Consider the following 17,810-nt stretch of genomic DNA (forward strand, 5'->3'; position numbering starts at 1 on the left):
AGGTTTGGTGGTGAAATTTAAAAAAAGGATGTTGTAAAAAAGCACGTAAAAATACGTTAGTTGATAGCGGGTTTTACCCAATTAAATAGCTTTGCCAGCTTTTTGAGGTTTAGGGTGCTCTCTGGGCTTAAGTTCCTGATCAATAATCTGTTGCTCAAAGCTTTTTTCGTCTTTACGGTCGGTTTTAACTATCCATATCATTAATGCTATTAACAGGATTATCACAATGGCTATTATGAAATAATTGATCTGCATGTTTATATATTTGGTTAACTAAATTTAACCGACCTGTATTAACTGGCGATTAAATTTGAGTGTGAAATAAAACAAGTCAGTATCCTGGTTTTCGGGAATTGATAGCATCCGATAAAATAATTACATTATGCAGGCCCATCTAACTTCAATTACCCTTGCTGTTAAAGATCTTGCTGCGATCAAGGCATTTTACGCCATAAAATTCGGATGGTAAATTCTTGCCGAAAATGAAAAGGTAATAATGTTAAAGTTTGATAATTTGGTGCTCACCCTATGCGATGAGTTGCTTTTTGAATAATACACAAATATAAGCAATAATGCCCGGAGTAAGAGTTTTTATCTCACGATAAACCTTGTTTCAAAGAATGATGTTGATGCAAAAATAGCCCAGTTAGATCAAGCGGGTGTGCAAATACAGAAGCTGCCTGCGGAAACATTTTGAGGCGGCTATGCAGGTTTTATTGCCGACCCCGAAGGGAATTGCTGGGAGATTTGCTATAATCCCTATACCTAAAGCTGAAAAGTAAAACGTGTTTCTTCGGATGTTGACATTACGAAGAGCCTGCCGCCGTGCGCTTTTGCTATCTCTAAAGAGATGTATAAACCCAAACCTAAGCCCTGCTGTCCGGGCTTAACCTCTCCGCGTGAGAAGGGCTGAAACAATCGTTCCATTGCCGCTTCCGGAATTTGTTCGCCGGCGTTGGTTACTGAAAGCGTAAAGCCATCATCGGCATTGCTTGCAGATACATTAACGGGAGCATCTTTTTTACCGTGTGCTAATGCGTTCGATAGCAGGTTGGAGAATAGTTGTGCTATCCGGGTACTGTCGCAAAATACGGTGCCGGTAATATTAAAATCGGTAATGATCTCCCGTTCGGGGGATGCCAGAAGCAGCTCAGAGATTACATGCGTAAGTGTTTTTTCAAGATGCTCATGATGAGTTAAAGATAGTGTAATGCCATCTCCAAGACGGCCACGTGCAAAATCAAGCAGGTTATCTATCAGTCCTTTCATGCGCATGGATGAATCCTGAAGGATGGCGGCCAGGCGTTTAAGGCGGTCATCAAGCGGCATCCGCAGCATTAGCTGGCCAACATTTGATACAGCCGTAACCGGATTGCGGAGATCGTGGCCTAAAATGGCAATAAACTGCTCGCGTAGCTCGGCTGTTTTTTGCTCTTCCAGAAGTTTCTCTTCAGTAAAAGCCAGCTGTTCAATTGCCTGTAAATGAAACGAGATGAGGTCGGCATAGAGCTTGAACATGTTGATAACCTCGGGCGTATTAAGCCGGGCCGGGTTTGGATCAATAGCGCAAAGTGTGCCAAAGAAACTACCATCCTTACGGATAATAGGCATTGAAATATAGCTTTGAAAGCCATACATTAAAGGCGTGTGATGGTTACGAAACCGCTCATCCTTTTCAACATGATCAATAATTACTGCTTCTTCACTTTGCCTTATTTCATGGCAAATAGTTGTTTCTAACTGTAATTCGCCACCCGGTACCAGGCCAAACTGAATGTTATCCAATACAGCACATGCTATCCATTTTTTTTCGGTAACACGGGCTACGGCTGCAAACCCCATTCCGGTTGTCCTACAAATAACCTCCAGTATCGAACTTATTACCGGAATCTTGTTTACTGCTTCCAGATCAGCCTGGAGATTGGGGTCTAATGTGCCTGTCATTTGGGGTTTTAAATTCGCGCGTTGTGTTTAAAAATACAAATATTAGTAACACAAAATAGTATGTTTTTGTTGAATTAAGAATAATTTAACCGTGCTGGTTAAATTATTATTCTTTAGTTAAAATTGTACTATTGCAGTTGTATTAATAGAAAGATAGGTACGGAATTTAAATTCAGTTTAACGGTATTGTAAACCAAAAGGTGCTGCCCTTGCCAATTTCGCTTTCAACGCCCATTTCGCCGCCATGCCGTTCAATAATTTCATAACTGATATATAAGCCCAGCCCCAGCCCTGAGTATTGAATGCCGGAGGTATCAACCCTGTAATAACGTTCAAATAAATGCGGAATATTCTCTGCCGGAATCCCTTTGCCGAAGTCCTGTACCGATACCTGGGCCATATCACCCTGTTTACTAATGTTAATGACTATCCGGTTGCTGTCGGGCGCATATTTAACCGCGTTGTTTATAAAGTTAACAACAACCTGGTCAATGCGTTGCCTGTCGGCGTATAGTTCAAGTTCAGTATCGCCGGTAAGCTCCAGTTCATGCGTGCCGGCAATCCTTACATGGTCACAGCAGTCATTGATCATTTGGGCCGCTACAAAGCGCGTTTTATGAAGGGTAAGCTGCCCCGTTGTAATTTTTGAAACATTAAGTAAGCTATCAACCAATTGCTGCATTTTATTCAGACTGTTGTTGCCGCGATTGATAAACTGGGGGATCTTATCAGACGAGGGATCAACTTTGATCAGCCTGTCAAGCAGCTGCATTGATGCCTTGATGGACGTCATTGGTGTTTTAAGTTCATGACTGGCTACACTTATAAAATCGTCCTTTTGTTGTTGCAGGTGCTTAAATTCAGTGATATCAAGCAGGGTGCCCAGGATCCTTAGAGGCTTGTTTATAGAACCGTAATAAACTTTACCTTGTACCCGGATCCAGCGCAGGGTGCCATTAGGCCAGATTATTCGCGCCTCATAAAAAAGTCTTCCGCTGGTAAGCGCTGCTTTATGGGCATTGTTACGCAATTCAAAATCGTCGGGGTGCAGTGCTTTGACAAATAAATCACGGGGCACATCCCGGTTAAACCCAAAGATAACGTTAAACCTTTCAGATGTAAGTATTTCATCAGTAAGCAGGTCAAGGTCAAATGTGCCTATTTCGGCAGCTTCAACGGCCAGCCGGGCCCTTTCTTCAGCTTCTTCAATTTTGCGGCGTGCAAAAACTTTTTCTGTTACATCAATGGCTATTACCATAATAGCGCTCATTTGCCCATCAAAACCCCTAACTGGCTCATAAACAAAATCAACAAATACCATTTCGGGTACGCCATTACGTACAAGCAAAAGTTTATGTTCCTTAGCGGTGATGGGTTGCCCTGTTTCAATAACGTTATCCATTACCGGGGCATATAGTTCGGCGGCTTCAGGTATGGCCTCCCAAATATCCCGGTTTTCCATTTCTGATCGTTTACGGCCAACGAGTTCAAGGTATGAGTCGTTAACTACTTCAATTACCAGGTTATCGCTGTTTACTATGCAAATGCCAACGGGGGCCTGCCTTACCATGTTATACAGAGTATATCTGCTCTCTTCCATGGCCTGGCGGGCGTGCTCAATTTCGGTAACATCGGTCGAAAAACAAATAACCCCAACTATTTTAGCGCGCGAGTTACGTACCGCCTGGAAGGTAAACTTGTAATAATTGATTTGCCGTTTACCGTTAATTATAAATTCGGCCGGCTCATTGTTGCCATAGTAAGTTTCGCCGTTACGGTATACCTCGCTTATCAGGCTGCTGAACGGTTGGCCTTTAAGATCAGGCAAAGCCTCATCAAAAGGTTTCCCAATTATAGATTTGTCCTTGCCCCATGCTTTTAAAGTGGCATCGTTAGCAATGGCAATAAGCTTATCAGGCCCCATGCACATATACACGGGAAAAGGCGAGGCCTCAACAATGCTTCGGAAAAAGTTTTCAGTAGGTTCCAAGTTGCGGTAGTAGTTTTATTCGGTAAACGATGCTCTCAAAAATAAAGATATTTTCGTACAGATTTAAATACCTGTGCCGGCTTCTGCTATTGTTTATTGATAATTAAAGAATTATCACCATTGGCTTCGGGTAAACAACATATCTGCCGGAAATGTGCGAAAAGCAGCCTTGATAGGCGAAAAGCACCTGCTTGCTATATTCGTAGCTATAGGCTGTACATGCCCTATGGCTTAGGTGTGATAGGCACATTTTTTTGATCAAAGCCTGCCCACATTTGATCAAAAAAATATCACAAATGAAAAATAAATTTTTATTGGCATGCATAGTAGGATTATTATCAGCCAGCACCATGTACGGCCGTCCGGTCACCGAAACAGGATACACCACCGTGATCCGCGATTTCATTGACAGCCATATGACCTCCAACTTCAAAAAATTAAAATCAATAATGAGCGATAATTCTGTACTTAAAATTCCCCGCGGCGAAAAGGTGCTTGTACAGGAAAAAGATGACCTGGTAAGTATGATGAAAAAGGATGCCGGTACCCAGCAAAATTGCCAGTCCAACTACGAAGTACTCGCTAAAAGCGATGCCATGGTAATTGCCAGGGTTGATTTTAATTACGAAAACTGTACCCAGCATGATTACCTGATCATCGAAAAAAATGATAAACAGGATTGGAAAATTACCCAGGTATGCAAACTGTTTGAAGATATTCAAACACCGCTGAATAACAATAACTCTGTAGTAGCTAAAAACTAATTTTACTTCCTTAACTGATAATAATTAATCACCCTGTTAGGGTGATTTTTTTTATTTTAATTAGCTTTAATTTAACTTTTTAATTGTACCCCCATACAAGTAATTTAAATTACGTTTTTAATTGAATAAGCTATCGCGTTTCCCCGTTTTTCTGCTTTTGTGTTCCCTGGTATGTATGGTACTATTTACAGACCGGGCCTACGCACAGAAATACATTTTTGCGCACTATGATATCGAGGATGGGCTCATCCAGTCGCAAATAAATAAGCTCTCAATGGATACCGACCACCGTCTGTGGATAGGCACATTTGGCGGGGCCTGCCGTTTTGATGGAAAAGATTTTACCGCATATACCCGCTTAACCGGCCTGCCGGATAATTATGTTTCAACCATTTTTTCGGATAAAGGGGGCTGCACCTGGTTTGGTACTATGAACGGGCTGGCAAGACTTTATAACGGGCATATTATCAGGTACAAACCTGATATACCAGTAAAACGTTATTTCGTAGGTAATATAACCCAGGACGGCGAAGGCACCATCTGGGTTACATCGGGCGGAATACTTTTCAGGATTAAAAACGATAAGATGCAGCACGTGGTTGTTGGTGATGATCCGGAACTTTTTGTTACCAGTTTGGCGGTTAACAGTGCCGGTGTATTATATGCTGCTGTTTATAAAAAAGGTATCTATCGTCTTAAGGGACAAAAATGGGAGCACGCAATTGATGTTCCATCAAAGGATGATGAGCAAATTATTAAACGGATCTTTTTCGATCGCTTTGATAAAAGCAAAACTTACCTTTTAACAAGAACTGGTTTGCTGTGCGCAAAGGGTGGCATTGCTACGCCATGTGTGATAAAGGCTTTTGTTGAAAAAATGAAAGGTCAGCTGTTGTGTATTGAGCAGGATGCTGATGCCAACATTTGGCTGGGTACAGATAACGGCGCTTACTGTATTATGGGTGATGAGGTGATCCACTATAATTCATCAAACGGACTTACCGACAACTCTATCCCCGACATTTATTTAGATGCCGATAAAAACCTATGGCTGGGTAGTCTTGGTAATGGCCTTTATCGCTGCGAAGGCGACCGGTATACTGTTTTTGACCGTACGCAAGGTATCCCCGAATCCAAAATTGTAATGTCGATAGCCCAGGATTGGAACAACAATGTTTTAATGGGGATTGACGGTGCAGGTCTTTTACGCTATGACGGAAAAAAGACCAGCGAAGTGCCTGTACCTACAGGTTTGCCATATTTAAAAGGGGTACAATGTTTATATACTGATAAAAACGGAACCGTTTGGATTGGCACAGGCGGCACCGGGTTATGGCAATATGATAAAAACGGTTTCCGGCAGATAAAAAACAGTTCGGGTTTTGCCTGCAATTTTATTACTGCCGGTGCTGACGGTACTATATGGCTGGCGACATCTATGGGCTGTTTCTATTATCAAAACGGGGAGATGAAACAGTTGGAAGGGGTTCCATCATATTCGGCGTCAATGCTTGGTCTTGGGCGCGATTCAGTTTTAATAGGTACCCAAAACGGCGTAATGCTGGTGGTGAATAAAAAGATTGTCCCAGGCTTTAAACTCAAATCATTCCCAACAACCGCGGTTTACAGTATGATACGTTACCGTGACCTGCTGTTAGTAGGTACCGATGATAGCGGCCTGTACACCTGGGATATGACAACCGGGGCTGTTAATGTTTACAATATTGATGACGGTCTTAAAGCCAACAGTATTTACAGCCTCGCGGCCGATGAACGCGGTAGGCTCTGGATGGGTACCGGTCGTGGAATTAACCGGATGCAATATGATCCTGCAAAGAAAACTTTTTGGGTAATTGATAATATCGGTTCAAAAGAGCCGGTTGTTGAAGCCAATCAAAATGCCATTATGCACCGCGGCCACGAGGTTTGGATAAGCACGACCAAAGCAGTCATGGTATATAATACCATGACTAAGATGGTAGCCTCACCGCCTCCGCATGTGTTTATCAAGTCGGTACAACTCATGAAAGAGGACGGAGAAAAACGTTCCTCGATCGACCTGAATGACTGGGCCGAACTTAAACATAACCAAAATCATTTGTCGATATCTTTCCTGGGTGTTTACCTCAAAAACCCCGATGCTGTATCGTATCAATATAAACTGGTTGGGCTGGATAGTGCCTTTAGTTCGCCTATGCGCAACAATGTGGTAAATTATCCTTCGCTGCCGCCGGGTAAATATACCTTCAGGGTAAAGGCAATTAGCCCGGATGGGCAGGTGTCGCCACAAATGGCCAGTTTTAGTTTTGTGATCATTCCACCATTTTATCAGACATTCTACTTCAGGTTGCTGGCTATTGTATTGTTGGTATTGCTTGGTTTCGGGGTGCAAAATCTGGTGCATCAGCGTAAAATAAAACGGCAAAAAGCTATTGAGGCCATGAAACGGGAAGAGAAACTGAAGATCCGCCAGCAAACGGCCGAAGATTTTCATGACGATCTTGGTAACAAATTAACCCGGATCACCGTCTTATCAGAGATACTGAATGCTAAAATAGGTAAAGAGCAGGCAGACCAGCGAGGAATTGTTGATCAGATCAAGCAAAACGCGGCGTCATTATACAACGGTACAAAGGATATCCTTTGGGCGCTCGACCCTAAGAGTGATAATCTTTATGAAACCCTCAACCACATCCGAGAGATTGGGATAGAGGTTTTTCATGACGTCCCCGTTGATTTTGAGTTCGCCGCTGTTGACGAGGATATCCAGCTGGTAAAGCTGCCTATGGAGTACAGCCGTAACATCACCATGATATTTAAGGAGTTGTTGAATAACATCCTTAAGCATGCCGATGCAGGGCAGGTAACTTTTGAGCTTGATCAAAGTGATAAAAGCGCAATAGCGCTTCGTGTTACTGATGATGGTAAAGGATTTGACAGCGGAGCAGCCCATCGGGGCCGGGGGATCAACAATATTAATGCCCGGGCCAAACGGATCAATGCAACGTTGCTCATTAACTCGCAGGAAGGCAAGGGCACATCAGTAACGTTGAAGTTTAGTAAAAACCAGTTAAGTAATTAAGCATGGCCCGTAACATTAAAGTAAGTATTATTGAGGATGATGAAACCCTGCGCGATGGTTATGCCTTTTTAATTGGTGCTACTGAGGGGTATGATGTGATAAGCACTTACTGTTCATATGATGAAGCTGCTAAAAAAATTGCTGCCGATAAACCAGATGTCATACTGCTGGATATAGAACTACCCGGTGTTAACGGGATTGACGCTATCCCCAAATTAAAAAAGCTGTTGCCTAACTGCTATATCCTGATCCTTACTGTTTACGAATCGGAAAAACAGATCTTTAATGCGCTGGCTAACGGCGCATCGGGATATCTTACTAAAAATACACCATCAACCAAAATTATCGAATCGATAAAAGAAGTACGCGAAGGCGGCGGGCCTATGAGCATTAATATTGCCCGTTTGGTGATTCGCTCATTCCAAAAGAACCAGGAATCGCCCTTATCCAAGCGTGAAACCCAGATCCTCGAGTTAATAGGTGAGGGAAAGAGCCGTGGCCAGATAGCCAATGAATTGTTCATTGATCTTGAAACCGTTCGCAGCCATATCAAAAACATATACCTCAAGCTTGATGTAAACTCCCGCGCCGATGCTATTAAACTGGCAAGGCAGAATAAGCTGATATAGTCGACGAGGCGTCCGTGGGGACACGGCCGCTGGGGTAGATAATCATATCCCCGATCCGTGTCCCACGGATCGCCTGAAGCCCGATAATAGCTCCAAACACTCAAAACTCCACTAATTCATAAATCCCCCAAATAGGGGGATACTATCCCCCTGCCGGTAAAGTACCTTTGATATGTTAAGTAGTTTTAACTGACCGGCTACTGTGAACCCGCTTCGAAAAATTATCCTGTATGCTGCCCTTGGCCAACAGGTTGGTTTCCATTATTAAATCTGGTTTCTGTTAAAAACTACTGCAAAATGAAATTGAAATATTTACCTGTGTACACAGCCGACTTTGATGGCCAAATTGACTTTTATACTCAAAAATTAGGCTTCAGGATAACAGGTAAAATGACGTTTTATGAGGGCAGGGAGAGCACAGTGATCCAGTCGGATAAATTAAATGTGGCGTTGCTTGTAACTAATAATGACAGCAACAGTGATAAGAGTAATATCATTATCAACACAGCCGACTGTTTGAACGATTACCATTTACTCCGTACAGCAGGCGTGTTTTTTTGCAAATCGCCGGCTTATTTACCGGCGGGGCTGGCAGCCGAATTTTTGGACCCGGCGGGGAACAAATTTATGTTACTGGAAGAAAGAAATTATAACGAATAATAAAATCATATCACAATGGACTATTCAAAAGTATTACGCAACAACAATAAGATTGTAAGCCGCACCGGCGGCCAGAGACAAGGGCAGCAGTATACTTCAGATTTAAGCCTACGCTTTGTTTTAAGCGGTAGTGAACGTTATGATATTGGCCGCAGGCATTTATCCATATACCCCGATTCGTTTCTGATCCTGAACCGTGGAACTCAATATTCAACCGATACCGACCTGGATCAGCAGGTACAATCGTTCGCCATCAACTTTGATCAGCAGTTTTTGCAGGATTTTAAGGATTGCTGGACTTTCGACGACGACAGCTTGTTAAACAAAGGCTATAGTAACGGTAAAACGCAACCCGAGTTTAACGAAACTATCTACCCGTTTGCCGGCGATATCAAATACAATGTATTTCATCTGAAACAACACCTGGACAATGGTATGCAGGACGAAATGCTAATCAACGAATACCTGCACCATACGCTCATCAACTATTTTCATATTTATAATGATGAGATCTGCAAAAAAGCTGAAAAGCTCGACTTTTTAAACCAGGGTACCAGGGTCGAGATATTACGCCGTCTTAACCTGGCTAAGGAGTTTTTGTATAGTAATTATAATCAGAATATTAGCCTGGAGGATCTGGCCGAACATGCTTGTCTTTCAGTTAATCACTTGCTGCGTACTTTTAAACAGGCATTCGGTTTAACGCCGCACCAGTTCTTAATCCAGCTGCGTTTAAAACGCTCATTAATGCTGTTGAAGGATACCCGTTACCCTGTGAATGAGGTAGTTGGCATGGTGGGTTTTGAATGCCCAAGCTCGTTTATCAGGCTGTTCCGTACGCATTATAAGATAACTCCTTTAAAGTACAGGCAATCAGCATGATATGTATTTTAATTGCGTGTTAAGATGGTGTTTTTCACACATGTAAGCCGCTTTTAACACCCTATGTTTGCAATACCAGATAGTTTTTTTGTTAAGGATATTTGGTCAGTTAATAGTTAATGAAAAAGTCAGTAACGCGAGGTCACTGACTTTTTGTTTTTTGGATAACGACAACTCTTCAACACGGTTACTGGTCGAAGTTTAGCGATAGCGTAACTTCGTCCTAAAACGAAGGAAGCATCCTGCTTCCATATCCTGAACTAATCATGGGTTTTATCTTATTGGGTTAAGCTGAAAGCTTAACATATTTTAGGACGAAGTTACGCTATCGCTAAACTTCGACCAGTGTAGGACTGGGAAACCATGCAAATTAGCCCTGTAAAGTTGGCGATGCTTCGTACCTCGCAATGACGGTTATTATAGTAACTGGATGTATATGAGATTAATTAGCACCCATAAATATGCGAAAATCAACATTTCCAGCCTCAATTGTAACATTCCCAAAAAAACATCGTCTTTTAAGTTAAAACCTACTGCTATGAAATTTTTTACCTTATTGGCCGTTACCGGCGGATTGTTTTTTACTTCACTTCAGATCGAAAAAAACAGCATGGCAAACACGAAACACAATAAAAACAAGTGCTGCGTGAATGCTAAAAAATCAAAATGCCCGCTTGCATGCAAACGGGCAAAATCAGTTAAGTTAAACAGTTAAAAACGATACAGGGTTTCATCCCCTCAGGAGGCGTCCGGTGATTTAAGGGGAATCTGTTACCGGCGCCTTTGCATTTTTATTTATTTAAGTCGAATTTTAATAGTTCAGCATCACCTGCTTTTACCAAAACGCTGTTTGTGTTAGCGATATCACTCCCTGATAGCAGCAATTTGGCTTTCATCGCTTTATCGGCCTCAATACCAATTCTTTTTGCATCAACAGTGTAGGTTTTATCCGTGTCTCCATAATTAAACAGGGCAAGGTAAAAGTTGTCGCCGATTTTAAGTGTAAACTGTTCTGATGTTCCGGTTTCGGTATTCCCTTCAACCGGTCTGAAAGCTTTTCCATTTTGAACAACCTTTAAAATTTCGGGATTTTGATACATGGCTTTAGCCCTTTCACTCCACTGTCCGTGTGTCGAAAAATCGTCGCCGGTTATAAAGGTGCCGGTAACAATGGCCGAAAGCATCCTCGCGCGGTTAGCGCCTTCGTTTTCGGTTGAAAGTACGACGTGATCGGCATCAATATAGTTGTACAGGTAGGTTTGCCACCAGCCATAATTTACACTGTTGAGGGTATAGCGGGTATCTTTTATAGTTTTAAAAGCATCGCAGGCAATCCGCCTCATATGTGCATAACGACCGGTTGCCAAGCTGGGGGAGATGGCAGCATAGATCAGCATCTGATCACCAAGCTGGTCAATCAAATGTTCCATGCCTTTTTTATAAGCCTGCATACCGGTGGTGATTTTAGGATCGTAAAAATGACTCGATTCGGCGGCAGCATGGCCAAGAAAATCGATCTTGATCATTTTAAAACCACAGGCTTTTAATTTACCGATTACATAATCAATATGCTGTAAGGTACCGGGGTGAGTTGGATCTGTGGCGCGGGCGCCGTCAATATCGTGGTAGACATCACCAACCTTAGTCCAGGTTTCGCCATAGGTATAGTTGCTGCCTAACACCTTACGGTTAGGGCCGCCCTGCCATCCCCAATCTGTAAAGGGGGCCCAGTAAACACCGGGCTGCAAACCCTTTGATTTACAGTAATCGGCAAAGGATTTCAGCTTGCTGAAATCGCCTTCCCAACCGCCGCTGATCATATTATCCCAAAACGAGTCGAGATCAATAAAAGCGGTATTACCATTGCGGAATGCCGGAATGCTATCGGCAAAAAAGTCGGCTACTTTAATAGCTTTATCATAGTTCAGTTTTTCCTGCATTACGCCCCAGCTGTTCCAGCCAACGGGAGTGGGCTTTGTCCAGTTAAAAGCGTACGGCGGTTCGGCAATACGGTTAGCTTTACCAAACTCTTCCATACCTGTGCGCCAGTCGGCAAACCAGCCCACAAATACTTTTGGCGATTTAACCATATTGCCGTTGACATAACCATGAGCTATTTTATCACGGTTTACGGCCTCGTCAGTATAACCGCCCCATACCTCAAAGGTGTTGGCACTATCTTTCTTGGCAATGGTACGCACGCCTGTTTTCCATATTTCGTGCTCAACAGAACCAAGCACTACTCCATTGCGGTTTTTATTATCAAAAATTGTCCCTACCTCGGCACTGGTATTAGTTAACGGTGCTTTGAAGGTTTTTGAGTTATAGCTGATGAAAGTATCGTTATCAAAAGGTACAAAGAGGGAACGGGTATCGCCGGGTATTGCAGCCATATTACCGGCTATCGGCTCCATATAATTTGTTTTCAGGTTTTTACCCTCAACATAAACCTCCACTAAAAAGTAACCTTTATGCGATGGGTAGGTATAAAACACCTGTACCATGTTAGGTAAATTATTACCGGTTAAGGTAAAAGTATGTTTTACTCCTTTGCCAAAGCCGTCGGTTACCAGTGTTTTATTGTAAGAAATGTTTTTGTACTCCTTTGAAGTAATAAGCTTTCCATTGATACCTGCTTTACTAAAACAATTGCTAAGTACAATTTTGCCGTTTTCAATAACAGAGAAGGTGCCGCCTTTTTGATCGTAACGGATAGTACTGGCAGGGCCGTACGAAAACGATATATCGCTTTGCTGGTTTGGTTGATTGTTAATCTTTTGGGTTGATGCTGAAACAATTGCCGGCTGCCAAACGCAAAGCAAGCCGGACAACTGCACAGCAATTATAAAGCGATTAAGATGTTTTTGCATGAATTTAAGGTTTATTAAATGTCTAAGTTACATTTTATTTATTGTGCACAAAGATTATTTTAAATCATAACGTTTTGTTTACGAATGCTCGTTATGCTTTTTGCGCCATCACCTCTTTTACCACGCCGTTTATCTTCATTTTAACCTTTCGCGGCTGAGTTGAGGTGATACGGTAACTGGTTATTTTACCATCGCTCCATTTAAAATCGACAGTAAAATTGCCTCTCGCCCTTAAGCCTTTAACCTCGCCGGCTTGTTTCCAGTTAGCGGGTACAGACGGCAGCAGTTCAATAAAACCAGCATGACTTTGGATCAGCATTTCGGCCAATGCTGCAGTAGCTCCGAAATTGCCGTCAATTTGGAATGGAGGCCCTGCCGAAAGCATATTGGGATATATGCCGCCGCCATCGCCATAATTCATATTGGTGGCAAGGGTAGGGTGAATGAGGTCGGTAAATAGTTTATATGCCCGTTCGCCGTCATGCAACCTTGCCCACCAGGCAATTTTGTAGGCAATAGCAAAACTCGGACCGTCATCGCCACGGGCTTCCAGCGTTTTTTTGCTGGCTTCGGCAAGGGCAGGAGTAGCTTCGGGTGTAATGAGCGATGCCGGGTAAAGACCATACAAGTGCGAAATACAACGATGATGCGGTTCTATCTCGGTATAATCTTCCAGCCATTCCTGGATGCGGCCATCTTTGGCGATAATGCCGGGAGGAGGTAGTTTTTTGAGTTTTTCCTGTAGTGTTTTACGGAAGGCTATGTCTTTACCCAGCACCTTGCCTGCGGTGATCACGTTATTGAACAGCTCGCGGATGATCTGGTTATCAATGGTTGGGCCCATACAAATGCTGGCGTGGCGACCATTGCCATCGGGCATTAAAAAGCCGTTTTCGGGCGATGATGACGGTGAGGTTACCAACCAGCCCGTTTTAGGATCATTGATAAGCATACTGCTATAAAAAAGCGCAGAGCCTTTCAGTACCGGGTAAATATCGGCCAGGTATTTTTTATCGTTGGTAAAATCATAATGCTGCCAAAGATTATCGCACAGCCAACCCGAACCTACTTTGCAAATTCCCCATGAGGCGGCTTCGCCGGGCTCTGTCCAACCCCAGATATTGGTTATTACGTGAGCCACCCAGCCATCGGCATTGTAATAGGCTTTGGCTGTTTTTTCGCCGTTTTTTACCATGCCTTTTACCAGCTCGGCAAGGGGCAGATTTAGTTCAGACAGGTTGGATACTTCAACCGGCCAGTGGTTCATTTGTACGTTAATGTCGAGGTGGTAATCGCCCGTCCATGGGGTGACTATCTGGTTAGCCCAAAGGCCTTGCAAGTTAGGCGGCAACAGGCCAATGCGGGTGCTGCAAATGCTCAGGTAACGGCCAAACTGGTAATATAAAACGGGCAGGGCGTTATCGGCCTTAGGAGTTTTATGAAAGTTGGCTAACCGGAGGTCGGTAGGAATGGTATCCTGGTAGCTACCACCTAAATTTACCGTAACCCTGTTAAACAGTTTTTGATAATTAGCGATATGCTGCTGCTTTTCCTGATCATATGGCTTTTTCATGGCTGCAGCCAGTATGTTAGCTGCTTTTTGAGTATAGTTAGGCTGTTTATAGTCGGTGCCTGCCGATACATAAATGATGGCCTCGGTGGCATTTTTAATTATCAGCGAATTTTCTGTAATGTTTTGGCTGCCTCCTTTTAAACTGGCTTTTACTTTAGCCAGGTAACGCATCCCTTTGCCATCAATACCGTTATCCAACTGCCCGAACATTTCAAGCTGATTATTTTGGGCGGCAACAGCAAAGCGCTCCGGCCTGTCCATAGCAAGGCTGAGGTTCAGCATACCGGGTTTATCGGCGGTGAGTTTAATGATGCTGATATCATCACCAAAACTGGTAAAGTATTCACGTTTGTAGGTAACGCCGTTCACCGTATAGCTACATTTAGCAATAGCGGTATTTACCGATAACTCACGGTGATAGTTGGTGTATTTAACATCTTTTGCGTCGGTTTCGGCATAGTTAAATGCTATGTTCAGGTTGCCCATGGTTTGATAACAGCCATAATTAACGCCTGCTGATCCCGGGCCTTTGCAAATAAAATCTTTATCAATAATCTCCTGCGCATCTGCATTTTTCCCCGCCAGCAGCAAGGCCCGGATTTGCGGAAGCTTTTTATAAGCCTCGTAATTATTCGCATCCTGCGGCGCACCCGACCACAGCGTGATATCATTTAAGGTGATGGTTTCCTTTTCAACACCGCCATCAGGCATCATGCCCAATCTGCCATTACCAAGTGGCAGGGTTTCTTCCCATTGATTAGCCGGGCGATTAAACCAGATCTTTAATGGTTGTGATTGTGCAAGGCACAGGCCGGGTATGCAGGCGGCTACAATGCTTAGCCCTGTCAGGTACTTTTTAAACATAGGATCTCCTGTTTATAGTGTGTTTTTTTAAAACCCTTCTTGAGAGGGGGCGCGGTGGAATGTGCGGTAGCAGGGGTGTGTTTCGTCGCTTTGTTAAACACACCCCTACACCTCCTGATTAATTTCGGAACAGGCTCTCTCAAGAGGGGAATCGCACGATCCCTACTTGTTGAGTAGGATTTTTGTCGATTTAGCCTTTAGTGGCGATAATGTTTTTCACCTCGCCATTAACTTTCACTTTCACCATACGCGGGGTAGGTGAGGTTACTTTATAAGCGGTTACTTTACCATCTTTCCATTTCATATCCACGGTAAAATTACCACGGGCTTTAAGGCCTTTAACTTCGCCCTGCGCTTTCCATGCATCAGGAATAGAAGGGATAAAATCAATGAACCCGGCGTGGCTCTGGATCAACATTTCGGCAATACCGGCCGTTGCACCAAAGTTGCCATCAATCTGGAACGGCGGACCAGCCGATAGCAGGTTAGGATATACACCGCCGCCCGCGCCATAGTTAATATCTGTTTTGATAGTTGGCTTCATTAACTCTTTAAACAGTTTGTAAGTACGGTTGCCATCATGTAAACGTGCCCACCACAGTATTTTATAAGCGATAGACCAGCTTGGGCCATCATCACCACGCACTTCCAAAGTTTTCTTTGCAGCTTCGGCAAGGGCAGGGGTAGCTTCCGGTGTAATTTCTGATGCCGGGAATAAGCCATATAGGTGCGATACGTGACGGTGCTGCGGCTCGGTTTCTTTATAGTCCTCCAGCCATTCCTGGATGCGACCATCTTTAGCTATAACGCCCGGGGGAGGGAGTTTTTTCACTTTGGCAGCCAGCGTTTTGCTGAAAGCCTCATCTTTACCCAGCACTTTGCTTGCAGTGATCACATTATTAAATAACTGACGGATGATCTGGTTATCAATGGTTGGGCCTACACAGATACTGGCGTGTGTGCCATCGGGCAGATAAAAGCTGTTTTCGGGCGATGATGATGGCGAGGTAACCAGCCAGCCGGTTTTAGCGTCGCTGATAAGCATGCTGTTGTAAAATTGAGCGGCACCTTTCAGTATCGGGTAAATCTGTTTCAAGTAATTCTTATCGCCTGTAAAATCGTAATGCTGCCAAAGGTTGTCGCAAAGCCAGCCCGATCCCACTTTGCAAACTCCCCATGAAGCACTTTCACCCGGTTCGGTAAAGCCCCAGGGGTTAGTGATCACGTGGGCTACCCAGCCATCGGCATTGTAATAAGCTTTGGCTGTTTTTTCTCCGTGTGGTACCATACCTTTAACCAGGTCGGCAAGGGGCAGGTTCAATTCGGACAGGTTGGAAACCTCAACCGGCCACTGGTTCATTTCAATATTGATATCCAAATGGTAATCACCGTTCCAAGGGGTATGAACTTCATTAGCCCATAATCCTTGTAAGTTTGGTGGTAACAGACCAACACGGGTACTGCAAATGCTCAGGTATCGGCCAAATTGGTAAAACAGAACAGGCAGCCCTTTATCCGCATCCGGATTGGCATGGAAAGCGATAAGCCTTTGGTCGGTGGTTAGTTTCTCGGCTTCAGTTGTACCAAGATCAACTTTTACACGATTAAAGAGTTTTTGGAAATTGGCGATATGCTGTTGCTTTTCCAATGCATAAGGCTTATTCAAAGCCGTGCTCATTGCGTTGTTCAATTTGCTGAGGTATTGCGGGTTTTTAAAATCGGTGCCTGCCGATACATAGATCAAAACTTCGGTAGCATCTTTAATAACCAACGACGTAGCCGTTGTGCTTAACGAACCACCGGTTAATTTCGCTTTTACTGCGGCCTTGTAAGATACGCCTCTGCCATCGGTACCATTATCCAACTGACCGATCAAATCAAGTTCATCGCCGGTAGTTAAGGTAACGCCACGTTCCGGGCGACTGATATTGATGCTCAAATTGAGCATCCCCGGTTTATCGGCGCTTAGTTTAATCAAATCCACATCATCGCTAAAACTGGTAAAATACTCGCGCTTGTAAGTAACGCCATTTACCCGGTAGGTGGTTTTGGCAAGTGCATTGTTTAATGAAAGCTCGCGTTCGTAATTTTCATATTTTACATCTTTATCCTCAACGCCTTTATACTGATAACTCAGGTTCAGGTCGCCCAACATCTGGAAGCAGCCAAAAGGTACCCCACCCGATCCTTTGCCTGTACACACAAAAGATTTATCAATAATAGCCTGGGCTTCTACGTTTTTACCGGCTGCAAGCAAACTCCTGATCTCGGGCAGTTTTTTATAAGCCTCGTAATTATTGGCGTCCTGCGATGACCCCGACCACATGGTGATATCATTCAATACCACTTTTTCGGCAGTAACGCCACCATCTGGCATCATACCCAGGCGACCGTTACCAAGAGCAACGGTTTCTTCCCAACGCTGGGCGGGTTGCTTGTACCAAAGTTTTAATTGTTTTGTTTGCGCGTGTGTAAACGTTGTAATACCTGTTATCATTACAGTTATTAGCAGGGGCGTTCTTTTTGGCATGTTTATATTAATTAGGTTTTCT

Annotated in this window: 11 protein-coding genes; 5 read left to right on the forward strand and 6 right to left on the reverse strand. The window is 43.6% G+C overall.

The genetic code is table 11. The features are described from left to right. Positions 1 to 81: 81 nt before the first annotated feature. The 3 genes from AC1DUD_RS22595 to AC1DUD_RS22605 all read right to left on the reverse strand — a co-directional run bounded on the left by AC1DUD_RS22595 (position 82) and on the right by AC1DUD_RS22605 (position 3,934). Positions 82 to 255, reverse strand: coding sequence for a hypothetical protein (locus AC1DUD_RS22595; protein WP_477378586.1), 174 nt, complete (start codon positions 253 to 255; stop codon positions 82 to 84). A gap of 510 nt (positions 256 to 765) precedes the next feature. Then, positions 766 to 1,944: a GAF domain-containing sensor histidine kinase gene (locus tag AC1DUD_RS22600; RefSeq protein ID WP_477378588.1), complete on the reverse strand. Its 1,179-nt coding sequence runs from the start codon at positions 1,942 to 1,944 to the stop codon at positions 766 to 768. A 172-nt stretch (positions 1,945 to 2,116) separates the two neighbouring features. After that, positions 2,117 to 3,934, reverse strand: a complete 1,818-nt coding sequence (locus AC1DUD_RS22605) for a PAS domain-containing sensor histidine kinase (RefSeq protein ID WP_477378591.1) — start codon at positions 3,932 to 3,934, stop codon at positions 2,117 to 2,119. Positions 3,935 to 4,230: 296 nt separating this feature from the next. Here AC1DUD_RS22605 and AC1DUD_RS22610 point away from each other — a divergent pair, with 296 nt between their 5' ends. The 5 genes from AC1DUD_RS22610 (at position 4,231) to AC1DUD_RS22630 (ending at position 9,951) form a co-directional block, all read left to right on the forward strand. After that, the gene (locus tag AC1DUD_RS22610) at positions 4,231 to 4,698 is read left to right on the forward strand and encodes a nuclear transport factor 2 family protein (protein WP_477378593.1); all 468 of its coding nucleotides are present in this window, start codon (positions 4,231 to 4,233) and stop codon (positions 4,696 to 4,698) included. A gap of 175 nt (positions 4,699 to 4,873) precedes the next feature. After that, the gene (locus AC1DUD_RS22615; RefSeq protein ID WP_477378595.1) at positions 4,874 to 7,780 is read left to right on the forward strand and encodes a ligand-binding sensor domain-containing protein; all 2,907 of its coding nucleotides are present in this window, start codon (positions 4,874 to 4,876) and stop codon (positions 7,778 to 7,780) included. A 2-nt stretch (positions 7,781 to 7,782) separates the two neighbouring features. After that, complete coding sequence (locus AC1DUD_RS22620) at positions 7,783 to 8,409, forward strand: response regulator transcription factor (RefSeq protein WP_090524105.1); 627 nt, start codon at positions 7,783 to 7,785, stop codon at positions 8,407 to 8,409. A gap of 297 nt (positions 8,410 to 8,706) precedes the next feature. Next, a complete protein-coding gene (locus tag AC1DUD_RS22625) occupies positions 8,707 to 9,069 on the forward strand; it encodes a VOC family protein (RefSeq protein ID WP_477378599.1) in 363 nt (120 codons plus the stop codon). Positions 9,070 to 9,084: 15 nt separating this feature from the next. Further along, the gene (locus AC1DUD_RS22630) at positions 9,085 to 9,951 is read left to right on the forward strand and encodes a helix-turn-helix domain-containing protein (RefSeq protein ID WP_477378601.1); all 867 of its coding nucleotides are present in this window, start codon (positions 9,085 to 9,087) and stop codon (positions 9,949 to 9,951) included. A 791-nt stretch (positions 9,952 to 10,742) separates the two neighbouring features. Here the strand turns inward: AC1DUD_RS22630 and AC1DUD_RS22635 are convergent. The 3 genes from AC1DUD_RS22635 to AC1DUD_RS22645 all read right to left on the reverse strand — a co-directional run bounded on the left by AC1DUD_RS22635 (position 10,743) and on the right by AC1DUD_RS22645 (position 17,788). Then, a complete protein-coding gene (locus AC1DUD_RS22635; RefSeq protein ID WP_477378603.1) occupies positions 10,743 to 12,821 on the reverse strand; it encodes an alpha-galactosidase in 2,079 nt (692 codons plus the stop codon). A 91-nt stretch (positions 12,822 to 12,912) separates the two neighbouring features. After that, positions 12,913 to 15,258, reverse strand: coding sequence for a glycoside hydrolase family 95 protein (locus AC1DUD_RS22640; protein WP_477378605.1), 2,346 nt, complete (start codon positions 15,256 to 15,258; stop codon positions 12,913 to 12,915). A gap of 190 nt (positions 15,259 to 15,448) precedes the next feature. Further along, the gene (locus AC1DUD_RS22645) at positions 15,449 to 17,788 is read right to left on the reverse strand and encodes a glycoside hydrolase family 95 protein (protein WP_477378607.1); all 2,340 of its coding nucleotides are present in this window, start codon (positions 17,786 to 17,788) and stop codon (positions 15,449 to 15,451) included. Positions 17,789 to 17,810: the final 22 nt, after the last annotated feature.

Source organism: Mucilaginibacter sp. P4_A11 (assembly GCF_056402535.1).